The 23893-nt window shown below is 64.7% G+C and carries 17 protein-coding genes; 13 read left to right on the top strand and 4 right to left on the bottom strand.

Features of this window, described 5'->3' with window-relative positions; all coding sequences use genetic code 11:
• The 3 genes from coaE to AC239G_RS10050 all read left to right on the top strand — a co-directional run bounded on the left by coaE (window position 1) and on the right by AC239G_RS10050 (window position 4644).
• Window positions 1–1176 (top strand): dephospho-CoA kinase, encoded by a 1176-nt coding sequence (gene coaE / locus AC239G_RS10060; protein ID WP_181270530.1) that lies wholly within the window; start codon window positions 1–3, stop codon window positions 1174–1176.
• A gap of 90 nt (window positions 1177–1266) precedes the next feature.
• Window positions 1267–3399 carry an excinuclease ABC subunit UvrB gene (uvrB, locus tag AC239G_RS10055; protein WP_487488773.1) on the top strand — a complete coding sequence of 711 codons (2133 nt, stop codon included), beginning with the start codon at window positions 1267–1269 and terminating at the stop codon, window positions 3397–3399.
• A gap of 186 nt (window positions 3400–3585) precedes the next feature.
• The gene (locus AC239G_RS10050; RefSeq protein WP_139908084.1) at window positions 3586–4644 is read left to right on the top strand and encodes a TerC/Alx family metal homeostasis membrane protein; all 1059 of its coding nucleotides are present in this window, start codon (window positions 3586–3588) and stop codon (window positions 4642–4644) included.
• Between the two features lie 132 nt (window positions 4645–4776).
• On the opposite strand, the gene AC239G_RS10045 is transcribed toward AC239G_RS10050, so the two are convergent.
• The gene (locus tag AC239G_RS10045; protein WP_487488772.1) at window positions 4777–5067 is read right to left on the bottom strand and encodes a YciI family protein; all 291 of its coding nucleotides are present in this window, start codon (window positions 5065–5067) and stop codon (window positions 4777–4779) included.
• A gap of 65 nt (window positions 5068–5132) precedes the next feature.
• On the opposite strand from AC239G_RS10045, the gene AC239G_RS10040 reads away from it, so the two are divergent.
• From AC239G_RS10040 to secG, 10 genes are all read left to right on the top strand, one after another.
• Complete coding sequence (locus tag AC239G_RS10040; RefSeq protein WP_487488771.1) at window positions 5133–7628, top strand: DEAD/DEAH box helicase; 2496 nt, start codon at window positions 5133–5135, stop codon at window positions 7626–7628.
• A gap of 57 nt (window positions 7629–7685) precedes the next feature.
• Complete coding sequence (uvrA, locus tag AC239G_RS10035; protein WP_487490112.1) at window positions 7686–10556, top strand: excinuclease ABC subunit UvrA; 2871 nt, start codon at window positions 7686–7688, stop codon at window positions 10554–10556.
• 5 nt (window positions 10557–10561) lie between these two features.
• Window positions 10562–12421, top strand: coding sequence for an excinuclease ABC subunit UvrC (uvrC, locus tag AC239G_RS10030; protein WP_172169638.1), 1860 nt, complete (start codon window positions 10562–10564; stop codon window positions 12419–12421).
• Window positions 12422–12505: 84 nt separating this feature from the next.
• Entirely contained in the window at window positions 12506–13396 is an 891-nt protein-coding gene (rapZ, locus tag AC239G_RS10025; RefSeq protein ID WP_373284074.1) for an RNase adapter RapZ, read from the top strand.
• Between the two features lies 1 nt (window position 13397).
• Window positions 13398–14393, top strand: a complete 996-nt coding sequence (locus AC239G_RS10020) for a gluconeogenesis factor YvcK family protein (protein ID WP_101544310.1) — start codon at window positions 13398–13400, stop codon at window positions 14391–14393.
• A 25-nt stretch (window positions 14394–14418) separates the two neighbouring features.
• Complete coding sequence (whiA, locus tag AC239G_RS10015) at window positions 14419–15402, top strand: DNA-binding protein WhiA (RefSeq protein WP_139467292.1); 984 nt, start codon at window positions 14419–14421, stop codon at window positions 15400–15402.
• A gap of 9 nt (window positions 15403–15411) precedes the next feature.
• Window positions 15412–16413: a type I glyceraldehyde-3-phosphate dehydrogenase gene (gap, locus tag AC239G_RS10010; protein ID WP_172169632.1), complete on the top strand. Its 1002-nt coding sequence runs from the start codon at window positions 15412–15414 to the stop codon at window positions 16411–16413.
• A complete protein-coding gene (locus tag AC239G_RS10005) occupies window positions 16410–17627 on the top strand; it encodes a phosphoglycerate kinase (RefSeq protein ID WP_487488770.1) in 1218 nt (405 codons plus the stop codon). The genes gap and AC239G_RS10005 overlap by 4 nt, the downstream gene beginning before the upstream one ends.
• Before the next feature lie 14 nt (window positions 17628–17641).
• Window positions 17642–18427, top strand: coding sequence for a triose-phosphate isomerase (gene tpiA, locus AC239G_RS10000; protein ID WP_487488769.1), 786 nt, complete (start codon window positions 17642–17644; stop codon window positions 18425–18427).
• Between the two features lie 55 nt (window positions 18428–18482).
• The gene (gene secG, locus AC239G_RS09995) at window positions 18483–18728 is read left to right on the top strand and encodes a preprotein translocase subunit SecG (protein WP_101544300.1); all 246 of its coding nucleotides are present in this window, start codon (window positions 18483–18485) and stop codon (window positions 18726–18728) included.
• A gap of 155 nt (window positions 18729–18883) precedes the next feature.
• Here the strand turns inward: secG and AC239G_RS09990 are convergent, their stop codons facing one another.
• Genes AC239G_RS09990 through tkt form a run of 3 tightly spaced genes read right to left on the bottom strand, consistent with a single transcriptional unit; the run spans window position 18884 to window position 23693 of the window.
• The gene (locus AC239G_RS09990; RefSeq protein WP_487488768.1) at window positions 18884–20515 is read right to left on the bottom strand and encodes a glucose-6-phosphate isomerase; all 1632 of its coding nucleotides are present in this window, start codon (window positions 20513–20515) and stop codon (window positions 18884–18886) included.
• Entirely contained in the window at window positions 20512–21615 is a 1104-nt protein-coding gene (tal, locus tag AC239G_RS09985; protein ID WP_376905644.1) for a transaldolase, read from the bottom strand. Before tal ends, AC239G_RS09990 begins: the two co-directional genes overlap by 4 nt.
• Complete coding sequence (tkt, locus tag AC239G_RS09980) at window positions 21612–23693, bottom strand: transketolase (RefSeq protein WP_139467286.1); 2082 nt, start codon at window positions 23691–23693, stop codon at window positions 21612–21614. Before tkt ends, tal begins: the two co-directional genes overlap by 4 nt.
• Window positions 23694–23893 lie beyond the last annotated feature (200 nt).

The following is a 23893-nucleotide window of genomic DNA, read 5'->3' as shown; positions in this document are numbered from 1 at the left end:
ATGCTGAGAATTGGTCTCACCGGCGGAATCGGCGCCGGAAAGTCAACGGTGTCCGCAATGCTCGTCGAACACGGGGCAGTGCTCGTCGACGCCGACAGGATCGCCCGCGAAGTCGTCGAACCCGGACAGCCGCTGCTCGAGAAGCTGGCCGAGGCCTTCGGGCCGCAGGTGCTGCACTCCGACGGTTCGCTCGACCGGCCGGCACTGGCCGCGGCAGCCTTCGTCGATTCCGAGCACACAGCACGGCTCAACGGCCTCATGCATCCGGCGATCCGCGACCGCACCGCCGAACACTTCGCCATGTACGCCGACGCCGAGATCGTCGTCCACGACGTCCCGCTGCTCGTCGAGAACGACATGACACCGGCCTACCACCTCAATCTCCTCGTCGACGTGCCCGCCGAAGTGCGCCTGCAGCGGCTCATGGACTCCCGTGGAATGGACCGCGACGATGCCGCCGCACGGATCTCCCGCCAAGCCGATGACGACACCCGCCGAGCAGCCTGCGATGTCATCATCGACAACTCCGGTCCCGTCGAAGAGACGAAGGCCGCGGTCGCCCGGCTCATCGAATCGCGGATCCGGCCCTTCTCCGCCAATCTCGCGTCCGGGCAGCGGGCACCGAAGGCAGCCCTCGAACTCGTCGATCCCGCGCATGCCGACTGGATCGGTGACGCGCAGAGAGCGATCAGGAAGCTGCGACACGGCACGGGCGAGGAGTTCGCCATCGAACATATCGGCTCCACCTCTGTGCCGGGACTGCCCGCCAAGGACGTCATCGATCTGCAGCTCCTCGTCCCCGATCTCACCGCCGCCAGGGAGCTGGCACCCCGACTGGCCGAACTCGGTTACCCGGGAGCCGAGATGAGCGACCACCTCGGCGAAGAGTCGACCGAAGGGAAATGGTTCCACGCGAACACGGACCCGGGCCGCGCCGTCAATCTGCATGTGCGCACCGCGGACTCGGTCGGTGTGCGCTTCGCGCGCGCGTTCCGTGACCTGCTGATCGCGGACACGGGGGAGCGGGACCGTTACCTCGAGTTGAAGAGAGACCGTTTGGCTGAAGCCAAGGCTGCGGGCGGGACGAACGGGCAGATGATGCGAACATATGCGGAATCGAAGGAACCGTACTTCCTGCAGATGCGCCGCCGACTGGTGCCCGACAGCTTCGACTGACACGCTGACACATGTCGGCAGGCAATTCGCCGAGGCTGCCGTTCCGACTCCGGTCTGCCCAATGTCAGGGGCGGGGGCTAGGGTTGGACTATGAGCTCAGAACGCCCCCTGCCAGCGATCGGCCACCGCCCCGACGTCACCCGCGAGGTGGCGCCGTTCGAGGTCGTCTCCGAGTACTCTCCCTCCGGTGACCAGCCGACGGCGATCCGAGAGATCTCCGACCGGCTCGACGCGGGTGAGCGGGACATCGTCCTCCTCGGTGCCACCGGCACAGGCAAGTCGGCGACGACGGCATGGCTCATCGAGCAGGTGCAGAGACCGACCCTGATCATGGCGCCGAACAAGACTCTCGCCGCGCAGCTGGCGAACGAGTTCCGACAGCTGCTGCCCAACAACGCGGTCGAGTACTTCGTCTCCTACTACGACTACTACCAGCCGGAAGCCTATGTGCCGCAGACTGACACGTTCATCGAGAAGGACTCCTCGATCAATGACGAAGTCGAACGTCTCCGGCACTCGGCCACGAACTCGCTGCTGACCAGACGCGACGTCGTCGTGGTCTCGACGGTGTCGTGCATCTACGGTCTCGGCACTCCTGAGGAATACGTCGATCGGATGGTCACCCTTCACAAGGGCGACGAATGCGATCGGGACGAACTGCTCAAACGCTTCGTGTCGATGCAGTACGCCCGCAATGACATGGCTTTCACCCGCGGGACCTTCCGCGTGCGCGGAGACACCGTCGAGATCATCCCGCAGTACGAGGAGCTCGCGCTGCGGATCGAATTCTTCGGCGACGAGATCGAATCGCTGCAGACCCTCCACCCGCTGACGGGCGAGATCGTGCGCGACGAGGACACCATCCACGTGTTCCCGGCCAGCCACTACGTCGCCGGTGAGAACCGGATGGCCACCGCGATCAGCGGCATCGAGGACGAACTGCAGAAGCGGCTGAGCGAGTTCGAATCGCAGAACAAGCTGCTGGAAGCCCAACGGCTGAAGATGCGCACGACCTATGACCTCGAGATGATGGAGTCGATGGGCTTCACCTCCGGCATCGAGAACTACTCCCGGCACATCGACGGCCGCGATCCCGGTTCGGCACCGAACTGCCTGCTCGACTACTTCCCCGAGGACTTCCTGCTCGTCATCGACGAGTCCCATGTCACGGTCCCGCAGATCGGCGGAATGTACGAAGGCGATATGTCGCGCAAGCGCACCCTCGTCGAGCACGGTTTCCGCCTGCCCAGTGCCATGGACAACCGGCCGCTGAAATTCGACGAGTTCCGGGAGCGCGTGGGACAGAGCGTGTACCTGTCGGCCACACCCGGCAACTTCGAACTCGGCAACGCCAACGGATACGTCCAGCAGATCATCCGCCCCACCGGACTCGTCGACCCCGAGATCAAGGTCAAGCCGACGAAGGGGCAGATCGATGATCTCCTCGACGAGATCAAGACCCGAGTCGACGTGAATGAACGTGTGCTCGTGACGACGCTGACGAAGAAGATGGCCGAAGATCTCACCGACTACCTGCTCGAACACGATATCCGGGTCCAGTACCTCCATTCCGATGTCGACACTCTGCGACGTGTGGAGCTGCTCACAGAGCTGCGCGCGGGCGAATTCGATGTGCTGGTCGGCATCAACCTCCTGCGTGAGGGTCTCGACCTTCCCGAGGTCTCCCTCGTGGCGATCCTCGATGCCGACAAGGAAGGCTTCCTCCGGTCGTCGACATCGCTCATCCAGACGATCGGTCGTGCCGCACGTAACCTCAACGGCCAGGTGCACATGTACGCCGATACGATCACGGATTCGATGCGCACCGCCATCGACGAGACCGACCGCAGGCGCGCCATCCAGATCGCCTACAACGAAGAGCACGGAATCGATCCTGCCCCGCTGGTCAAGCGGATCGCAGACATCACCGAACGACTGCAGCGTGAGGACGAGGACACTCGAGAGCTGCTCACCGAATTCGACTACGGCAAGGGCAAGCGCGGCTACAACTCGACCCTGACCGACGAACAGAGGGAAGCCGCCGGCAAACCCGGTTCGCTGCGCCCGCCGGCGGCCGACCTCACCGAACTCATCGAATCGCTGACCTCGCAGATGCATTCGGCCGCCGCGGAGCTGCAGTTCGAACTCGCCGCACGACTGCGCGACGAGCTCTCCGACCTCAAGCAGGAGCTGCGCCAGATGAAGGAGGCCGGGCACGCCTGATCCGCACCGGTGACGCGCGAGTGATGCTCGCGTGTTTATACTGGTGTGCTGGCGAAAGGGAGTATCCCGTCCATCCGCGGTCGTCACCACGACCCCACAAGGGGTCCGGCCGCGGAGCGCACGCAGCATCACCGCGTGGGAGAGACTTTCGACCTGGATATATCCTGTTCACCACGAAAGGCATCCATGGATATTCTGTCCTCCACGCTCGCGGCCGGCGGCAACGCCGCTGCTGCGAGCGAATCTCCGATTCCCGTCTGGTTCATGATCACCTCGGGAATCATCGTCGTTGCGATCCTCGTCTTCGACCTCCTGCTGGTCGTCAAGCGACCACACACCCCGTCGATGCGGGAAGCGAGCATCTGGGTCGCCTTCTACGTCGCCCTGGCTCTGGTCTTCGCCGGCGCGCTCTTCGCCATCGGCGATGCCCAGCACGGCAGCGAGTTCCTCACCGGCTGGCTGCTCGAGTACTCGTTGAGCATCGACAACCTGTTCGTCTTCATCATCATCATGGGCAGCTTCTCGGTACCGCGGAAGTACCAGCAGGAAGTGCTCATGGTCGGCATCATCATCGCCATCATCTTCCGCGGCATCTTCATCCTCGCGGGTGCGGCGATCATCAGCGCCTTCGTCGAGGTCTTCTTCATCTTCGGCATCTTCCTCCTCATCGTCGCCTACCGGCAGGCCTTCAGCTCCGAAGACGACGGCGACGGCGAAAACGGTCTCATCCGGTTCCTGCGCAAGCGGATCAACGTCGTCGACGAATACCACGGCAACAAGCTGCGGGTGACCCTCGACGACAACAAGAAGTACTGGACCCCGATGTTCATCGTGTTCATCGCCATCGGCTCGACCGATGTGATGTTCGCGCTCGACTCGATCCCCGCGATCTTCGGCGTCACTCAGAATGCGTTCCTCGTGTTCACCGCGAACGTGTTCGCTCTCATGGGACTGCGTCAGCTGTACTTCCTGCTCGGGGGACTCGTCGACAAGCTCGTCTACCTCCACTACGGAATCGCCGCGATCCTCGGCTTCATCGGCGTCAAGCTCATCATCCACGCTCTGCATTCGAGCGATTGGGAGTTCCTCTCGTGGGGTCACTCGATCCCCGAGGTGCCGACGTGGCTGTCCCTGACCGTCATCGTCCTCGCCATGGTGGTGGCCACCGTCGCCTCACTCGTGAAGATGAAGAAGGACGGCATCTCCTTCAAGGACGTCAGCTCGAACGAATCCGAAGAGGCCTGAGCCGGTCGGACCCGGTCGCGCTGACACCGCCTCGGTGTCGGCACAGAACGAGCGGGGTCCGTCTCGATCTCTCGAGACGGACCCCGCTCGTGTCTTCCCGGTCAGGGCAGAACCGGACCGGCAGTGCGACGCTCAGCCCTGGGCGAAGGGGCCGAACACGGGAGTCCATTCGCGGATGTCCGTCGACTCGATGACACCGAGCGAGGCATAGGGATCGGCGGCGAGGTGGCTTTCGACCTCCGCACGGTCGGCAGCGTTGAGGATCAGCAGCCCTCCCGGCTCCGGATCGTTGTCCAGGGGACCGGAGGCGAGGATCGTACCGGTCTCATTCAGCTCCGCCTGCCAGCGGCGATGCGCGGGGCGATGTTCCATCCGCGTATCAGTATCGGGACCATAGTGGTAGGTGACGGCGAAGACCGGCATATGTGACTCCTCGGTGTCGAGCAATAGGATGGAATCAGTCTAATCGGAAAGGTCTGTGCATCAGCGTGGCCAGATTGCAGGAGATCCCAGCGGAATTCGCTGACGACGACACGATCTACGAGTCCTTCGGCGAATACTGCCGAGAGATCGGTGTCGAGCCTTACCCGGCTCAGGACGAGGCGTTCCTCACGATCCTCGCCGGAGACAATACGATCATGGCGACCCCGACCGGCTCGGGGAAGTCACTCGTCGCTCTGTTCGCTCTCTACCAGTCCTTCACCCGCGGGATCCGGTCGTACTACACGGCCCCGCTCAAGGCCCTGGTGAGCGAGAAGTTCTTCTCCCTCATCGACGCTTTCGGCGCCGAGAACGTCGGGATGATCACCGGCGACTCCACCGTCAACCCGGAGGCGCCCGTCATCTGCGCCACGGCGGAGATCCTGGCCAACCAAGCTCTGCGCGAAGGCGGAATGCTCGACGCCGGAATGGTCGTCATGGACGAATTCCACTACGTCGCCGACCCCTCCCGCGGTTGGGCCTGGCAGGTGCCCCTCCTCGAGATGCCGCAGACCCAGTTCGTCCTCATGTCCGCCACCTTGGGCGACACCACCGACATCCGACGGACGATGACGGAGACGACCGGACGCGACTCCTCCGTGGTCACCTCGGCGACCCGGCCGGTCCCGCTCGACTACGAATATTCGACGGAGACGCTCTCGGACACTCTCCGCGGACTCGTCCGCAACGACAAGGCACCGGTCTACGTCGTCTCCTACTCTCAGAACGGTGCCATCGACCTCGCCACCAACCTGCTCTCGGTCGACCTTGCCTCAAAGGAACAGAAGGCCGCCATCGCCGCAGCCATCAAGGGATTCACCTTCGGCAAGGGATTCGGGACCAGCCTGCGCAAACTGCTGCTGCACGGCGTCGGCGTCCACCATGCCGGAATGCTGCCGAAGTACCGCCGCCTCATCGAACAGCTCGCGCTGAAGGGACTGCTGCTCGTCATCTCCGGCACCGACACCCTCGGTGTGGGCATCAATGTGCCCATCCGCTCCGTGCTGCTGACCGGACTGACGAAGTTCGACGGGCGGAAGATGCGCAGGCTCAGCGTCCGCGAGTTCCAACAGCTCGCCGGACGTGCCGGCCGCGCCGGATTCGACACCCGCGGCTACGTCATCGCCCAAGCCCCCGAACACGTCATCGACAACCTCAAGGCAGAAGCCAAAGCGGCCAACGATGACAAGAAGAAAAAGAAGAAGGTCAAGAAGAAGGCCGCCCCGGTCGGCTTCGTCGGCTGGTCCGAAGAGACCTTCGCAAAACTCATCGAAGGCGAATCCGAGACCCTGCGGCCGCGGATGAAGATCGACCATTCGACGATCCTCAACCTCGTCGCCCGCCCCGGCTCCGATGTGTCGACGATCAGCGACTTCATCGACAAGACACATGAGACAAGGGAACGCCGGCTCGACCTCAAACTCACCGCGATCAGCATCGGACGCTCCCTCATCGACGCCGGACTCATCGAGGTCCGCGGCAGCGAACTCATCGCCACCCAGGACCTCGGCCCCCAGTTCGCGCTCAACCAGCCCCTGGCTCCTTTCGTGCTTGCCGCACTGGAGCTTCTCGATGAGAACGACGACACCTACGCCCTCGACGTCGTATCCATCGTCGAGGCGACCACCTCGGTGCCGTTCCAGATACTGAAGGGCCAACTCGACCGGATCAAGGGAGAGACCCTGGCTGAACTCAAGGCCGAGGGCGTCGAATACGCCGAACGAATGGCGATCCTCGACGAGATCGAAAGTCCCGCACCCCTGGCCGAGATGCTCGACCCGGCCTTCGACCACTTCGTCGAGACTCATCCCTGGCTGCACCGAGGCGGCTTCGAACCCAAATCCGTCGTCCGCGACATGCTCGAGCAGGCCATGGGCTTCACCCAGTTCGTCGGCTACTACAACCTCGCCCGGGCCGAGGGCAGCCTGCTGCGCTACCTCACCGACGTCTACCGCGCACTGCTCCACAACATCCCCGCGGAGAACCGGACCGAGGAACTCGAGACCATCATCGAATGGTGTGGTGAGACCATCGCCCGGACGGATTCGTCGCTGCTCGACGAATGGCGCACCCTGCAGGGACTCGACCCCACCGAAGCTCCCGACGATCTGCCGGCACTCGACCGCCGCTTCTCCGAGAATACGAAGGTGTTCACCGCAGAGGTCCGCAATGCCCTGTTCCACCGAGTGCTGCTGGCCGAACGTGCGAACTACACGGAGCTCGGCTGCCTCGACTCCGAATCCGGATTCGACTCACGGGCCTGGGAAGACGCGATCGAGGACTTCTACGACGAATACGGGGAGCTCATCGTCGACCAGAAGGCCCGCGGTCGGGAATATATCGACATCACACCCGGTTCAGACACATGGAGCGTCCGACAGATCCTCGCCGATCCCGACGACAACAGGGACTGGGCCATCGACGCCGAGGTGGACGTGGCCGCCAGCGACGAATCCGGAGATATCGTGCTCCGCATCCTCTCCGTCGGAGAGATCGGCAGATGAGCCGGAAACCGCTGCGAATGCAGCAATGTCAGTGCCGAGTAATACAGTGGTCAGGTGATGAAAACCAATAACGGTGAGCAAGTGACAGGCGTCTCCCATCTCGACACCCTGTGGGTCAAGGGAGCGCGAGCACACAATCTCAAGAACGTCGAAATCGCGCTGCCGCGCGATTCGATGGTCGTGTTCACCGGCTTGTCCGGTTCCGGCAAATCCTCGCTGGCCTTCGACACGATCTTCGCCGAGGGACAGCGACGCTACGTCGAATCCCTGTCCTCCTATGCCCGGATGTTCCTCGGGCAGATGGACAAACCCGACGTCGACTTCATCGAAGGGCTGTCTCCAGCGGTGTCGATCGACCAGAAGTCGACATCGCGCAATCCGCGTTCGACCGTCGGCACGATCACCGAGGTCTATGACTTCCTCCGCCTGCTGTGGGCGCGGATCGGCATCCCGCACTGTCCCGTCTGCGGTGAGGTCATCACCAAGCAGACCCCGCAGCAGATCGTCGACCAGCTGCTCGAACTCGAGGAGCGGACGAAGTTCCTCGTCCTCGCTCCCGTCGTCCGGTCCCGCAAGGGCGAATTCGTCGACCTCTTCACCGACCTGCAGTCCAAGGGCTTCTCCAGGGCCATCGTCGACGGCGAGCAGATCAGCCTGAGCGAACCGCCGACCTTGGAGAAGCAGTACAAGCACACGATCTCCGTGGTCGTCGACCGCCTCGTCGCCAAATCGGGAATGCGCCCGCGGCTGACCGACTCCGTCGAGACCGCCCTGGGGCTCGCCGACGGACGCATCGACATCGAACTCGTCGACGAAGGCACGACCCGCACTTTCTCCGAGCACATGTCGTGCCCGAACGAGCACCCGCTGACGATCGACGAGATCGAACCGCGTTCGTTCTCCTTCAACTCGCCCTTCGGCGCCTGCCCCACCTGCGACGGCATCGGCACGCGCCTGCAGGTCGACGAAGATCTCGTCGTCCCCGACGAGGATCTCAGCCTCGGCTCCGGGGCCATCGCCCCCTGGTCGGGAGGCAAACAGGTCTCGAAGTACTTCAACCGTCTGCTCAAGGGGCTCGGCGACGAACTCGGCTTCGATATGAAGACGCCGTGGAAGAAGCTGCCGAAGTCCGCGAAGACCGCGATTCTGACGGGCAAGGACTACAAGGTCCATGTCAAGTACAAGAACCGCTTCGGGCGTGAACGCACGTACTCGACGGGCTTCGAAGGCGTCTACCAATACATTCAGCGCAAGCACGAGGAAACAGAATCCGAGTGGTCGCGGGAACGCTACGAGTCCTATATGCGCGAGATCCCGTGTGCCAGCTGTGACGGTACGCGCCTCAAACCGGAGATCCTCGCCGTCAAGGTCGGAGACAGGTCCATCGCCGAGGTCTCCGAACTCGCCCTCGACGAAGCAGCTTCCTTCCTCGGTTCCCTCGAGCTGAGCTCCCGCGATGCCGCCGTGGCGGCGCAGGTGATGAAGGAGATCAACGCCCGACTCGGGTTCCTCCTCGACGTCGGTCTCGACTACCTCAGCCTCAACCGGGCAGCCGGTACGCTCTCCGGCGGTGAGGCCCAGCGCATCCGCCTGGCCACGCAGATCGGCTCCGGCCTCGTCGGCGTCCTCTACGTCCTCGACGAGCCGTCGATCGGACTGCATCAGCGAGACAACCGCCGACTCATCGAAACACTCAACAAGCTCAAGGATCTCGGCAACACCCTCATCGTCGTCGAACACGATGAGGACACCATCGAATCCGCCGACTGGATCGTCGATATCGGACCCGGCGCCGGCGAGCACGGGGGAGAGGTCGTCTACTCCGGTCCCGTCACCGGCCTCAAGGATGCCGAAGGATCGATCACCGGCGACTACCTCTCCGGCCGACGGGCGATCCAGATCCCGCCGACCCGCCGCCCCGTAGACAAGGACCGGATGGTCACCGTCGAGAAGGCCGTGGAGAACAACCTGCGCGACGTCACGGTGTCCTTCCCTCTCGGTGTGCTCACCGCAGTCACCGGCGTGTCCGGTTCGGGCAAATCGACTCTGGTCAACGAGATCCTCTACACACAGATGGCCAACGTCCTCAACGGCGCCTCGCGGGTGCCCGGACGACACAAGCGCGTGACCGGCCTGGACAATCTCGACAAGGTCGTCCACGTCGACCAGTCGCCGATCGGTCGCACCCCGCGGTCGAATCCCGCGACCTACACCGGCGTCTTCGACCATGTGCGCCGGCTGTTCGCCGAAACCGAATCGGCGAAGGTCCGCGGCTATCTGCCCGGTCGATTCTCCTTCAATGTCAAGGGCGGTCGCTGCGAGAACTGCAGCGGCGACGGCACGATCAAGATCGAGATGAACTTCCTGCCCGACGTCTACGTCCCCTGTGAGGTCTGCCAGGGCGCCCGGTACAACCGGGAGACCCTGGAAGTCACGTTCAAGGGCAAGAACATCGCCGAGGTCCTCGATATGCCCATCGAGGAGGCCAACGACTTCTTCGCTGCGATTCCCGCGATCTCTCGACACCTCAAGACCCTCGTCGAGGTGGGGCTCGGCTATGTCCGACTCGGCCAACCGGCCACGACTCTCTCCGGCGGCGAGGCTCAGCGTGTCAAGCTCGCCGCCGAACTGCAGAAGCGCTCCCGCGGTCGCACCGTCTACGTGCTCGACGAACCGACGACCGGTCTGCACTTCGAGGACATCTCGAAGCTGCTCATGGTCCTCCAGGGACTCGTCGACAAAGGCAATACGGTCATCGTCATCGAACACAACCTCGACGTCATCGGCAATGCCGATCACGTCATCGACCTCGGGCCCGAGGGCGGCCGCGGCGGTGGGCAGATCATCGCCCAGGGCACTCCCGAAGAGGTCGCCGAGGTGGCCGAATCACACACCGGACGGTTCCTCAAGCCGATGCTCAAGTTCTGATCCGAATGCCTGATCCATCCACCTACCGTCCGGCCACCGGGTCGATCCCCACATCGGCCGGGGTCTACAAATTCCGTGACCCCGACCGGCGGGTGATCTATGTCGGAAAGGCGAAGAACCTCCGCAACCGACTCAACTCGTACTTCGCCAACCCTGCCCAGCTGCACCCGCGCACCTCGACGATGGTCCACACCGCGAACTCGGTGGAGTGGACCGTCGTCGACACCGAGGTCGAAGCTCTGCAGCTCGAATGGACGTGGATCAACGAGTTCAACCCGCGGTTCAACGTCATGTTCCGCGACGACAAGTCCTACCCCTACCTCGCGATCACGATGAATGACGAGGTGCCTCGGGCCTTCATCACCCGGGGAAAACGCCGCAAGGGCGTGAAGTACTTCGGTCCCTTCGCTCAGGTGTGGGCGATCAAGGACACCCTCGACCTGCTGCTCAAGGCCTTCCCGATGCGCACCTGCACAGCAGGGGTCTACCGGCGGGCCGAACGCAGCGGCAGGCCCTGCCTGCTCGGATATATCGACAAATGCGCTGCTCCCTGCGTCGGTCAGATCAGCAAGGACGATCACAAGGACTTGGCCCGCAGCATCTCCGACTTCATGTCCGGAAACACCGGCCGGTTCATCAGCCACCGGCAGAAGGAGATGGCCACAGCCGCGGCCGAACTCGACTACGAACGCGCGGCCGGTCTGCGCGACGAGATCTCCGCCCTGCAGAAGGTCCTCGACAAATCCGCCGTCGTCCTGTCGGTGAGCGCCGACTGCGATATCTTCGCCCTCGTCACCGAGGAGCTCGAAGCCTCCGTCCAGGTCTTCCATGTGCGCCAGGGTCGTATCCGCGGCCAACGCGGCTGGATCATCGAACGCTCCGATGATCACACGCCCGCGGAACTGACCACCGACTACCTGCGACAGGCCTACTCCGGACTCGATGCCGATGCCATTCCGAAGGAGATCCTCGTCGACACACTGCCGGCGGATCTGGAGTCCCTGGAGGCCTGGCTGAGCGAGCAGCGCGGTTCGCGGGTGACCGTGCGGGTACCCGAGCGCGGGGAGAAGAAGGCGGCCCTGGAGACCGTGGGGAAGAACGCGAAGGAAGCGCTCATCCAGCACAAGCTCAAACGCTCGTCCGACCTGACGACCCGCAGCCAGGCTCTCAAGGAGATCCAGGAGCACCTCGACCTGCCAGAAGCACCGCTGCGCATCGAATGCATCGACATCTCCCATACCCAGGGATCGAACGTCGTCGCCTCCCTCGTCGTGTTCGAAGACGGAATGGCGAAGAAGCGCGACTACCGACACTTCGCCATCCACGGTGAAGCCGCGGCCGACGACACGGCTTCGATGTACGACGTCGTCTCCCGTCGCTTCAGCCGCTACCTCGAACAGATGACCTCCGAGGAGCCCGATGAGCGCTTCGGCTATCGACCCAGCCTCCTCGTCGTCGACGGTGCCGGCCCGCAGGTTGCGGCAGCGACGCGGGCACTGACGGATCTCGGCATCGTCGACATCTCCGTCGTCGGTCTGGCCAAACGGCTCGAAGAGATCTGGATACCGGACGATCCGTTCCCGGTCATCCTCCCACGTAACTCCGAGGGGCTCTTCCTCATGCAGCGCTTGCGTGATGAGGCCCACCGCTTCGCCATCACCTATCACCGGTCGAAACGTGCGAAGGCGATGACGAGTTCCGTGCTCGACGACATTCCGGGTCTCGGAGAGTCGAAGCGCACCGCTCTGCTGCGCCATTTCGGATCTGTGAAGAAGGTCCGTGCTGCCACCGCCGAGGAGATCTGCGAGGTCAAGGGAATCGGTCCCTCCCTCGCCGCGAAGATCGTCACGGCTCTGGCCGACTGAGCTCTGCGATTCTGCCCTAGAGTAGTGCCGAGAGGTACAGTGCCCACCGAACGATCGGGCACGGACAGAGGAGGACGAGTGAGCGTGCAGGCCGAATCGAACGGATCCGACCACCCCATCGAGGTTGTGCTCGTCACCGGCATGTCCGGAGCGGGCCGCACCACCGTGGCCAATGTGCTCGAAGACATGGACTGGTATGTCGTCGACAACCTGCCGCCGCAGATGATGCGTCCGCTCGTCGAACTCGTCGCCCGTGCCGACGGCGCCCTGCCGAAGATCGCCATCGTCATCGACGCCAAAGGGCGCACCAAATACACCGAACTGCAGGAGACGATCAGCGATTTCGTCGATCAGGGTCTGTCCCTGCGCATCGTCTTCCTCGACGCCTCCGACGAAGTCCTCGTCCGACGTTTCGAATCGACCAGGCGGCCCCACCCACTGCAGGGGGAGGGGACCCTGCTCGACGGCATCGAAGCCGAACGTGCCGAACTCGAGTCCCTCAAACACCGCGCCGATATCATCGTCGACACCTCCGACCTCAACGTGCACCAGCTCTCCGCGGAGGTGCGCAAACGCTTCAGCGACGACGACACCCCGCCGCTGCGGCTGACGGTGATGAGCTTCGGCTTCAAATACGGCCTGCCCAAGGACGCCGACCACGTCGCCGACGTCCGCTTCCTGCCGAATCCGTACTGGATTCCCCATCTGCGCGGACACAACGGACTCGACTCCGATGTCGCGGCCTACGTCCTCGAGCAGAACGGCGCCGAGGAATTCATCGAACGCTATGCCGCAACCCTGTCCACCGTCGCCGAGGGATATCTGCACGAGGGCCGCGGCTACGCGATGATCGGAATCGGCTGCACGGGCGGCAAACACCGTTCCGTGGCGATCAGCGAAAGGGTCGGACGACTGCTGTCGGCCCAGACCGGGATCCCAGTGGCCGTGCGTCACCGCGATCTGGGAAGAGAATGACATGGAGACCGAAGATCTGCCCGTCATCTCCACGGGCGCACAGAAGGACGGTCCCAATATCGTCTCGTTCGGCGGAGGCCACGGACTCTACGCGGCGCTGAGGGCGTTCCGTCTGCTCACCGAAGACCTCACCGCGGTCGTCACAGTCGCCGACGACGGCGGCTCATCCGGACGACTGCGCGACGAACTCGGCGGACTGCCTCCCGGCGATCTGCGGATGGCTCTGGCCGCACTCTGCGACGACGGCACATGGGGCCAGACCTGGCGTGATGTCATCCAGCACCGGTTCGAATCGACAGGTGAGCTGCACGGTCACGCGGTGGGCAATCTGCTCATCGCAGCACTGTGGCAGATCCACGGCGACCATGTGGCCGGCCTGGACTGGATGGCCCGGCTGCTGCGCGCTCACGGTCGAGTGCTGCCGATGTCCTCGGTGCCGCTGACGATCGAAGCCGATGTGAAGTTCCCCGGCTCCTTCCAGGTCGTGCGCGGACAGTCCGTGCTCGCCTCCACGATCGGCCACGTCGAGACCGTGCGCCTCGACCCGGCGGCTCCACCTGCCCGCTACGAGACGATCGAAGCCGTGGAGGAGGCCGAGGTTCTCAACCTCGGCCCCGGCTCCTGGTACACCTCGGTGATGCCGCACCTGCTCGTGCCTTCGCTGGCCGAGGCGATCGTGGCCTCGACAGCGGTGAAATCCCTCACGCTCAACCTCAGTTCCACCGACGGTGAGACGAAGGACCTGAGCCTCGGCGAACACCTCGTCTCCCTCCACCGTCATGCCCGCTCACTGACCTTGGACTATGTTCTCGTCGACGAGGCGGCCACCGAACTCGAACCCGACCTGCCGCAGCGGGCCGAGGACATGTTCGGAGCGAAACTCTGGGAACGTCCCCTGCGCTCACGGAGGCAGGGACAGCATGACAGCCTCAAGCTGGCGGCATGCTACCGTGACATGTTGTTGGACGCCGGGATCGGCGTCGCCGAGCAGTGGTAGAACTTCAGGTGCAGGAGGACGAGCTATGGCACTGACCGCTCAGGTCAAGGACGAGTTGGCGCGAGTGAAGATCACTCGCACCTCCGCCCGCAAGGCCGAGGTGTCCTCGATCTTCCGCTTCTCCTCCGCCCTCCACCTCGTCAACGGCTCGATCGTTCTCGAAGCCGAACTCGACACTGCCCAGGCCGCCAAACGGCTGCGAGCGGAGATCAAGGATCTCTACGGTCAGCATGCCGACATCGTCGTCATCAATGCCGCCGGAATCCGCCGCTCCAACCGCTACCTGCTGCGCGTCACCCGTGACGGGGGAGCACTGGCCCGCCAGACCGGACTCGTCGACAACCGCGGCCGTCCCGTGCGCGGACTGCCCTCGGCCATCGTCAACGGCTCCGTCGCCGATGCCGAAGCCGCCTGGCGCGGAGCCTTCCTCGCCCACGGATCACTGACCGAGCCGGGGCGCTCCTCGGCGTTGGAAGTCACCTGCCCCGGCCCCGAGGCGGCTCTTGCCCTCGTCGGCGCAGCCCGCCGACTCGGACTGAGTGCGAAAGCCCGCGAGGTCCGGGGAGTCGACCGCGTCGTCATCCGCGACGGCGACGATATCGCCGCGCTGCTCACCCGCATGGGCTCCCACAGCGCCGTGCTGGTCTGGGAGGAACGGCGGATGCGCAGGGAGGTCCGCGCGACCGCGAACCGCCTGGCGAACTTCGACGATGCGAACCTGCGTCGCTCGGCACGGGCCGCCGTGGCCGCCGGCGCCCGGGTCGAACGCGCCCTGGAGATCCTCGGCGACGACGTCCCCGAACACCTCCGCTACGCCGGTCAGCTTCGCGTGACCCACAAACAGGCGTCCCTCGAAGAGCTCGGTCAGCTCGCCGACCCGCCGATGACGAAGGACGCGGTGGCCGGCCGGATCCGCAGGCTGCTGTCCACTGCGGACAAGCATGCGGAAGAACTGGGAATTCCCGGCACCGAAGCCAGTCTGACCCCGGAAATGCTCGAGGATCGCTAAGATCGAGGCATGAGACGAATCGCCATCAACGGCTTCGGCCGCATCGGCCGTGCCCTGTTCCGTCTGTCCCTCGAACCCGATGCTGATTTCGAGGTCGTGGCCATCAACGATCTCACCGATACGACGACCCTGGCTCATCTGCTCTCGCACGACTCCGTGTGGCCTCGCTTCGACCATGATGTCGACGCCGCCGACGAGGCGATCATCGTCGACGGACGAGAGATCGCGGTGACGAGCCAAGCCGACCCGTCCGCCATCGACTGGAGTTCGCACAAGGTCGAACTCGTCGTCGAATCCACCGGACGCTTCACCCGGCAGGACCAGGCCGAGGCCCACCTCGGCGGCACCGTGCAGACCGTCGTACTCTCCGCCCCCGGAAAGGACGTCGACGCGACCCTCGTCATGGGCGTGAACGAAGACACCTTCGATCCGTCCGCGCACTCCGTCGTCTCGAACGCCTCGTGCACGACGAACTGCATGGCCACCGTCGTCAAGGCGCTCGACGACGCCCTCGGCGTCGAATCCGGTCTGCTCAACACCGTTCACGCCTACACAGGCGACCAGATGCTCGTCGACGGACCCCACCGGGACCTGCGTCGCGCCCGAGCCGCCGCCGTCAACATCGTGCCGACCACCACCGGAGCCGCACGCACCGTCGGCCGCGTCATGCCCCACCTCGAGGGCAAGCTCGACGGACTCGCCGTCCGCGTGCCGGTGCCCGCCGGATCGATCATCGACTTCACCTTCACCACCTCCAAGAGCGCCGACCGCGACGAGGTCAACGCGATCCTCGCCTCCGCCGCGGACGGATCGCCCTACCTCGACTTCTCCACCGACGAACTCGTCTCCAGCGACATCGTCGGCACCACCGCCTCGGCGATCGTCGATTCCAAGCTCACGATGGTGCTGGGCGACCAGATCAAGGTCGTGGCCTGGTACGACAACGAGTGGGGATACACGAACCGACTCAAAGACATGGTCAGCTACATTCTCAGCGAAAGGGACTCATGAGGACATTCGACGATGCGGGCATCTTCGCCGGACACACGGTGCTCGTCCGCAGCGATCTCAACGTGCCGATGGACGACGGCACGATCACCGACCGCGGTCGCATCCTGGCCTCGGCCGGAACGATCAGGTCCCTCGCCGAGGCGGGAGCCAAGGTCATCGTGATGTCGCATCTGGGCCGGCCGAAGGGAGAACCGGATCCGCAGTTCTCACTGGCCCCGATCGTCCCCGAACTCGCCGAAGCCATCGGCCGTCCGGTCGCCTTCGCCGCCGACACCGTCGGTGACGATGCGCAGACGAAGGCCGCAGCCCTGTCCGACGGTGACGTGCTGCTGCTGGAGAACCTGCGCTTCAATCCCGGCGAGACGGCGAAGTCCGATGCTGAGCGCCAGGAATTCGCCACCCAGCTGGCAGCGCTGGCCGACGATTTCGTCTCCGACGGATTCGGCGTCGTCCACCGCAAGCAGGCTTCGGTCTACGACATCGCCGGCCTCCTCCCGCACTATGCCGGCTCACTCGTGCGTGCGGAAGTCGAGGTCAGCGACAGGCTGCTCAACAACCCCGAATCCCCGTTCACCGTCGTCCTCGGCGGATCCAAGGTCTCGGACAAACTCGGCGTCATCGACAACCTCATCGACCGCGCCGACAATCTGCTCATCGGCGGGGGAATGGTCTTCACCTTCCTCGCCGCACTCGGTCATGACATCGGGTCGAGCCTGGTCGAGAAGGACCGCATCGACGACGTCAAGGGCTACCTCGAACGCTCCCGATCCGGTGGTGCACGCATCGTCCTGCCCACGGACATCGTCATGGCCGCCTCCTTCGCCGCCGACGCCGAGCACTGGGTCCGGCCCGTCGCCGAACTCGAAGACACTCCGGCCGGAGGCGACGGCCTCGGCCTCGACATCGGCCCCGAATCGGCGCGCGCCTATGCCGAGATCATCGCAGGCTCGACCACTGTGTTCTGGAACGGGCCGATGGGCGTCTTCGAGTTCCCGGCCTTCGCCTCCGGCACCAAAGCCGTAGCCCAAGCTCTGGCCGACGAAGGCAGCAGCGGGGGACAGAGGCTCACCGTGGTCGGCGGCGGCGATTCCGCAGCCGCCGTGCGCAGCCTCGGCTTCGCCGATGACGCCTTCGGCCACATCTCCACCGGCGGAGGTGCCAGCCTCGAATATCTCGAAGGCAAGACCCTGCCCGGACTCGACGCACTCGGATGAGGAAGACAGACACCATGAGCGACCGCACCCTGCTGCTGGCAGGCAACTGGAAGATGAACCACGATCATCTGGAAGCGATCTCCGCTGTCCAGAAGCTCGCCTGGGCACTCGAGGACGCCAAACTCGACGACAGCCGCTGCGAAGTCGTCGTCATTCCGCCGTTCACCGACATCCGTTCGGTGCAGACACTCGTCCAGGGGGACAAGCTGTGGCTGAAGTACGGTGCCCAGGACGTCTCCCAGCACGCTCCCGGAGCGCATACCGGAGAGATCGCCGCATCGTTCCTCTCCCGCCTCGGCTGCAGCTACGTGGTCATCGGCCACAGCGAACGCCGTGCCGACAACCACGAGACCAACGAGGTCGTGGCCGCGAAGATCAAGGCCGCACTTTCGGCCGAACTCACACCGATCCTCTGCGTGGGGGAGTCGCTGGAACAGCGGCAGGAGAAGAGCCACGTCGAGTTCACCCTCGGACAGCTCGAGGAGTCGCTGGCCGGATTCGACGCAGGCGACCTCTCCGGCCTCGTCATCGCCTACGAACCCGTCTGGGCGATCGGCACCGGAGAGACAGCCACTGCCGCCGATGCCGCCGAGATGGCATCGGCGATCCGCGCACGCATCGGTGAGAAGTATGGCGAGGCTCTTGCCCAGACCACCCGCATTCTCTACGGCGGGTCGGTCAAGGCCGACAACGTCGCCGAAATCGTCGCCTCCGTGGACGTCGACGGCGCACTGGTCGGAGGTGCGAGCCTCAGCGGTCCGGACTTCGCCGCTTTGTGCAAGGCCGCGGTCGCGAAGTAGACTGACAGACGCATCATTCGACGAAACACTCGACGAAACATAGGTTGAATCCGACGTGGAAATCCTCAACATCATTCTCATCGCGCTGCTCGTGCTCACGAGCATCTTCCTCACCCTGCTGATCCTCATGCACAAGGGCAAGGGCGGTGGCATGTCCGACATGTTCGGCGGCGGAATGTCCTCGTCGCTGGGATCCTCGGGCGTCGCGGAGCGCAATCTCAACAGGTTCACGACGCTCATGGCGATCATCTGGGCGGCCTGCATCATCCTGCTGGGCGTTCTCACTCGGTTCAACTCCTGAGCCATCGTGGCCCGCTGATGCCGAGACCGTGAGACACCGACACCGAGGCGACGCCCCGGTGGACGAATGAGAAGGACCCCGACCGAATCGGTCGGGGTCCTTCTCTGTTCGTGCTCTGTCCGTCGTGCCGGCGGATCAGTGCCGTTTCAGACAGATCAGTCGTGGCCGAAGTGGTGGCGCGGGCTGATCGACCCGATCGCCTCCCGCAGCTGTTCGAGCCCACGAGAACGATCAAGCAGGTGCAGACGCACCACGGGTCGGCCCTTCTCACTCAGCACCGCCGCATCGCCGGCGGCCTGGGCGCGTTGCAGCTGAGCGAAGCCGAAGTCGCGTCCCGGCACCAGCAGGTCAGTGCGAGCCTCACCGGTGATCTGGAGGAACACTCCGTTCGGATGACCGCCCTTGTGGTACTGACCGGTCGAATGCAGGTAGCGGGGGCCGAAGCCGAAGGTCGTCTGCACTCCGGCATGTGTGGACACGAGCGGACGCAGATCCGCAGCCTCGGCATCGGCGATCCGATCGAGGTAGGCCTGAATGCCGACATATCCGTACTCGTCGACCTGCGAGAACAGCTCCTCAAGGGCTCCGACGAGATCAGTGGCCTCATCGACGACCTCGAGAACGTCGATGTCTCCCTCACGGAACCGCGGCTGCTCCGTCGAACCCGAGTCCGGTCCGTCGAGCAGGTGCCTGGCCTGTGCCTTCGCGGCCTCCACATCAGGCTGGTCGAAGGGATTGACCCCGATGCTGTACCCGGCGATGGCCGTGGCGTATTCCCAGAACAGGAACAGCTCGCCCAACCCACCGGTGATAGTCGCTTCGAATCCGGACGGCGCACCCAGCTCTGAGCCATCGGCTGCCGGCCCGAGCAGGCACAGGAGTGCGTCTGCACGTGCATCGGAGAACCCGATGTCGGCGGGGGAGTCGACGACGACGGGAAGGATGCCCTGACCGTCCTTGCCGAGGGATTCGGCGATGAGCTGCTCGATCCAGACCCCGAGCCCGTTCAGCCGCTCGGCGCTTTCGGCGAGGACGAGCTTCTCCGTCGTCCGGGCGTGGGCGATGCTCAGCCAAGCGCCGAACCGCAGTGCAGGATTGTCCAGACCGTCGGCAGACAGGTCGGCGGCGGCCGCGGCGGCCTCTGCGATGATCCCGCGCACATCGGCACCGGCCAGACCCGCGGGGACGAGCCCGAAGGCCGAGAGAGCGCTGAAGCGTCCGCCGACCGTGGGGTCGGCGAGGAAGGTCGCAAGGAAGCCCTGATCGGCGGCCAGCGCCTCGAGTTCGGTTCCCGGATCGGTGATCGCGATCATCCGGGACGCCGGATCGACGCCGATCGACTCGAAGGCCGCGGCGAAGCTGCGGCGGATCGAATCCGTCTCCACCGTGGTTCCGGACTTCGACGCGATGATGAGGACCGTGTGTTCGAGATCGGTGCCGATCGCCTCGGCGACCTGATTGGGATCCGTCGAGTCGATGATCTCGAGTCGGACACCGGCCGTCTGAGCCATCACCTCGGGAGCGAGCGATGATCCGCCCATTCCGGCCAAGCTGATCGTGCGCAGACCCTGCTCCTGCAGACGCAACCGCAGGGATTCGATCTTATCGAGCAGATCTGCGGCGTTCTGCGGAAGATCCACCCAGCCCATCCGGTCCGCGGCGTCGGCGGCCCCGTCGAACAGTTCCGCATCCTTGGCGCTCAGCCGGGAAGCCAGGCCGGCCTCGATGAGACGCGCGGCCTCTGCCTCGAACTCCTCATCGACGGGAACAGAGAGTGAGAGCTTCATGAGCGGTCCAAAGCCGTACGGATCGTTTCCTGGAGTTCGGTCCAACTGACGTTGAACTTCTCCAGCCCCTGCTCTTCGAGCACGGTCATGACCTCGGCGTAGTCGATGCCCAGTCGTGCCAGAGCGTCGAAGACCTCGTCGGCGGCACGGTAGTGCTCGGACGTGATCTGGCCGGTGACCTCACCGTGGTCGGCGAACGCCTCCAGAGTGGGTTCGGGCATCGTGTTCACGGTGTTCGGTGCGATGAGCCCGGTCACGTACATCGTGTCGGCGTAGTCGGGATTCTTCACTCCGGTCGAAGCCCACAGCAGACGCTGCGGACGGGCCCCGGCGAGTTCGAGGACTCGGAAGCGTTCGGAGGTGAACAGCTGCGAGTGGATCTCATGGGCGAGCACGCAGTTCGCGATGCCCGCCTTGCCCTTGAGCTCCACGGCCTTCGGGTCGTCGATGGAGTCGAGACGGGAATCGATCTCGGAGTCCACCCGGGAGACGAACACCGAGGCCACCGACCGGATCGTCGAGAGGTCATGGCCGGCGGCGCGGGCCTTCTCCAGCCCCTGGAGGAAGGCTTCGACGACGTGGCGGTAGCGGGTCAGGGAGAACACGAGCGTGACGTTGACGCTGATCCCGGCCGCGATCGTTTCGGAGATCGCGCGGAGTCCCTCCTCGGTGGCCGGGATCTTGATCATCGCATTCGGTTCGCCGACCCGTTCCCACAGGGCCTTCGCCGAGGCGACGGTCGCTTGCGCATCATGAGCCAGCGGGGGAGCGACCTCGATCGACACGCGACCGTCTTCGCCGTTCGTGGACTCGAAGACCGGACGGAACAGGCGGGCCGCCTCGGCGACATCCGCTGTGGTCAGTGCCTCGATGGCCTCATCCACATCGGCACCGGAGGCACCGAGCTCGGCGACCGCAGCGTCGTAGTCGTCGGCTGCCGAGATCGCGTTCGCGAAGATCGTCGGGTTCGTCGTCACACCCGTGACGGAGGATCTCTCGATGAGGCGGGCGAGATCCCCGGATTCGAGTCGGGTGCGCGAGAGGTCGTCGAGCCAGATCGAGACTCCGGCCGCGCTGAGCTGCTGGAGACGTTCACTCATGCTTCCGCCTTTGCTGCGTTGATGGATTCCTTTGCTGCGTCGACGACGGCCGAGGCCGTGATGCCGAACTTCTCGTACAGGGTCTGGTAGTCAGCGGATGCACCGAAATGTTCGATGGACACGGCACGACCGGCATCGCCGAGGTACTTGTGCCAGCTCATCGCCGAGGCGGCTTCGATGCTCACCCGTGCCTTCAGCGTTCGCGGCAGCACAGTGGCCCGGTAGTCCTCCGGCTGAGCGTCGAACCATTCCTGGCACGGCATGGAGATGACGCGAGCGGCTGTGCCCGATGCCTGCAGAGCTTCGGCGGCCTCGAGAGCGATGGCGACCTCGGAACCGCTGGCGATGATGGCCACCTCGGGCTGGTCACCGGTATCGGTGAGCACATAGCCGCCGCGTGCGGCCTCGGAGGCGGGGGCGTACTTCTCACGGTCGAGGACCGGCACGGCCTGTCGGGTCAGGACGAGTCCGCTGGGGCCGTCGGTGCGTTCGAGGATCTTCCGCCATGCGACCGCGGTCTCGTTCGCATCGGCCGGTCGGACGAGGTCGAGGCCGGGGATCGCCCGCAGCGCGGAGAGGTGCTCGATCGGCTGGTGGGTCGGTCCGTCCTCACCGAGGCCGATCGAATCGTGGGTCCACACGAACAGGTTCGGCAGCTGCTGGAGGGCAGCCAGGCGCACGGCCGGCCGCTGGTAGTCGCTGAAGACGAGGAACGTGCCGTTGTACGGGCGGGTTCCGCCGTGCAGGGCGATGCCGTTGCCGATGAGACCGGCGGAGAACTCGCGGACGCCGAAGTGGATATTGCGTCCGTACTCGTGGCCGGAGAATGCACCCGTGGAGCGGTGAGCGGGCAGGAAGCTCGGCTCACCCTTGATCAGAGTGTTGTTCGAGCCCGCGAGGTCGGCGGAACCGCCCCAGAGTTCGGGCATGGTCTCGGCGATCGCATTGAGAACCTGACCGGACGCCGCGCGAGTGGCGATGCCCTTCTCGCTGGCTTCGAAGACCGGGAAAGCCGCATCGAGGCCGGCGGGCAGCTCGCGCTTGGACAGACGGTCGAAGAGGGCGGCGTTGTCCGGGTTGGCGGTGCGCCATTCGGCGAAGGACTTGTCCCATTCGAGGTGGGCGGCACGACCGCGGTCCAGGGCCTGACGAGTGTGAGCGAGAACCTCGTCGTCGACGGCGAAGGTCGACTCCGGGTCGAAGCCGAGGACCTCCTTGGTCGCCCGGATCTCGTCCTCGCCGAGGGCCGCACCGTGGGACCCGCCGGTGTTCTGCGCGTTCGGGGCCGGCCAGGCGATGATCGTGGACAGGCGGATGAACGAGGGGCGGGAATCCGCGCGAGCAGCCTCGACGGCGGCGTGGAAGGCTTCGATGTCCTCGTGGTAGTCACCGCCGGCAGTGAAGTCGACGTGCTGGACGTGCCAGCCGTAGGCGGCGTACCGGGCGGCCGTGTCCTCGCCGAAGGCGATCGCGGTGTCGTCTTCGATGGAGATCTTGTTGTCGTCCCAGATCACCAGCAGGTTCGACAGCTCCTGCGTCCCGGCCAGCGATGACGCCTCACCGGACACTCCCTCTTCGAGGTCGCCGTCCGAGGCGAGCACGACGATGTTGTGGTCGAACGGTGAGCTGCCGGGAGCCGCCTCGGGGTCGAAGAGTCCGCGTTCACGGCGAGCGGCCATGGCCATGCCCACGGCCGAGGCCAGTCCGGAGCCCAGGGGCCCCGTGGTGATCTCGACGCCGGCGGTGTGGCCGACTTCCGGGTGCCCCGGGGTGAGCGAACCCCATGTGCGCAGCGCCTTGAGGTCGTCGAGCTCGAGCCCGAACCCTGCCAGGTAGAGCTGGACGTACTGCGTGAGCGAACTGTGACCGCAGGAGAGGACGAAACGATCACGGCCGACCCAAGTCGGGTCGGCCGGGTCGTGAGTGAGTCCGTGCTGATACAGGTAGTGTGCGATGGGAGCCAGGCTCATTGCGGTGCCCGGGTGCCCGTTCCCTGTCTTCTGCACCGCATCCGCGGCGAGGAGGCGGGCAGTGTCGACTGCGCGATTGTCGAGTTCAGTCCAGGACAGAGTTGTCATGTCGTCGAGCGATCCTTCGTTCGTCTTAAGAGCGTGCATTCAAACTCTACCCGTCGGATGCCTGAAGCGCCGCCCCTGTTCACCCGCCGTGCTGAGAGGGAGCGAGACATTTAGGCTACCGACGGGTAAAGTGTGGTCTCGCGCACAGCTGCGGGTTCGACATCCAATAGCTGCTGTGTGCTGCGGAGACCGAAAATGGA

This window comes from Brevibacterium sp. Lmc1, from assembly GCF_057654315.1.
This window is presented reverse-complemented; position numbering and strand designations above follow the sequence as displayed.

What these genes read in the sequence shown, in the direction of transcription:
- coaE (WP_181270530.1), top strand. Translation starts at nt 1, where the DNA reads ATGCTGAGAATTGGTCTCACCGGCGGAATCGGCGCCGGAAAGTCAACG.
- uvrB (WP_487488773.1), top strand. Translation starts at nt 1,267, where the DNA reads ATGAGCTCAGAACGCCCCCTGCCAGCGATCGGCCACCGCCCCGACGTC.
- AC239G_RS10050 (WP_139908084.1), top strand. Translation starts at nt 3,586, where the DNA reads ATGGATATTCTGTCCTCCACGCTCGCGGCCGGCGGCAACGCCGCTGCT.
- AC239G_RS10045 (WP_487488772.1), bottom strand. Translation starts at nt 5,067, where the DNA reads ATGCCGGTCTTCGCCGTCACCTACCACTATGGTCCCGATACTGATACG.
- uvrA (WP_487490112.1), top strand. Translation starts at nt 7,686, where the DNA reads ATGAAAACCAATAACGGTGAGCAAGTGACAGGCGTCTCCCATCTCGAC.
- uvrC (WP_172169638.1), top strand. Translation starts at nt 10,562, where the DNA reads ATGCCTGATCCATCCACCTACCGTCCGGCCACCGGGTCGATCCCCACA.
- AC239G_RS10020 (WP_101544310.1), top strand. Translation starts at nt 13,398, where the DNA reads ATGGAGACCGAAGATCTGCCCGTCATCTCCACGGGCGCACAGAAGGAC.
- whiA (WP_139467292.1), top strand. Translation starts at nt 14,419, where the DNA reads ATGGCACTGACCGCTCAGGTCAAGGACGAGTTGGCGCGAGTGAAGATC.
- gap (WP_172169632.1), top strand. Translation starts at nt 15,412, where the DNA reads ATGAGACGAATCGCCATCAACGGCTTCGGCCGCATCGGCCGTGCCCTG.
- AC239G_RS10005 (WP_487488770.1), top strand. Translation starts at nt 16,410, where the DNA reads ATGAGGACATTCGACGATGCGGGCATCTTCGCCGGACACACGGTGCTC.
- tpiA (WP_487488769.1), top strand. Translation starts at nt 17,642, where the DNA reads ATGAGCGACCGCACCCTGCTGCTGGCAGGCAACTGGAAGATGAACCAC.
- AC239G_RS09990 (WP_487488768.1), bottom strand. Translation starts at nt 20,515, where the DNA reads ATGAAGCTCTCACTCTCTGTTCCCGTCGATGAGGAGTTCGAGGCAGAG.
- tal (WP_376905644.1), bottom strand. Translation starts at nt 21,615, where the DNA reads ATGAGTGAACGTCTCCAGCAGCTCAGCGCGGCCGGAGTCTCGATCTGG.
- tkt (WP_139467286.1), bottom strand. Translation starts at nt 23,693, where the DNA reads ATGACAACTCTGTCCTGGACTGAACTCGACAATCGCGCAGTCGACACT.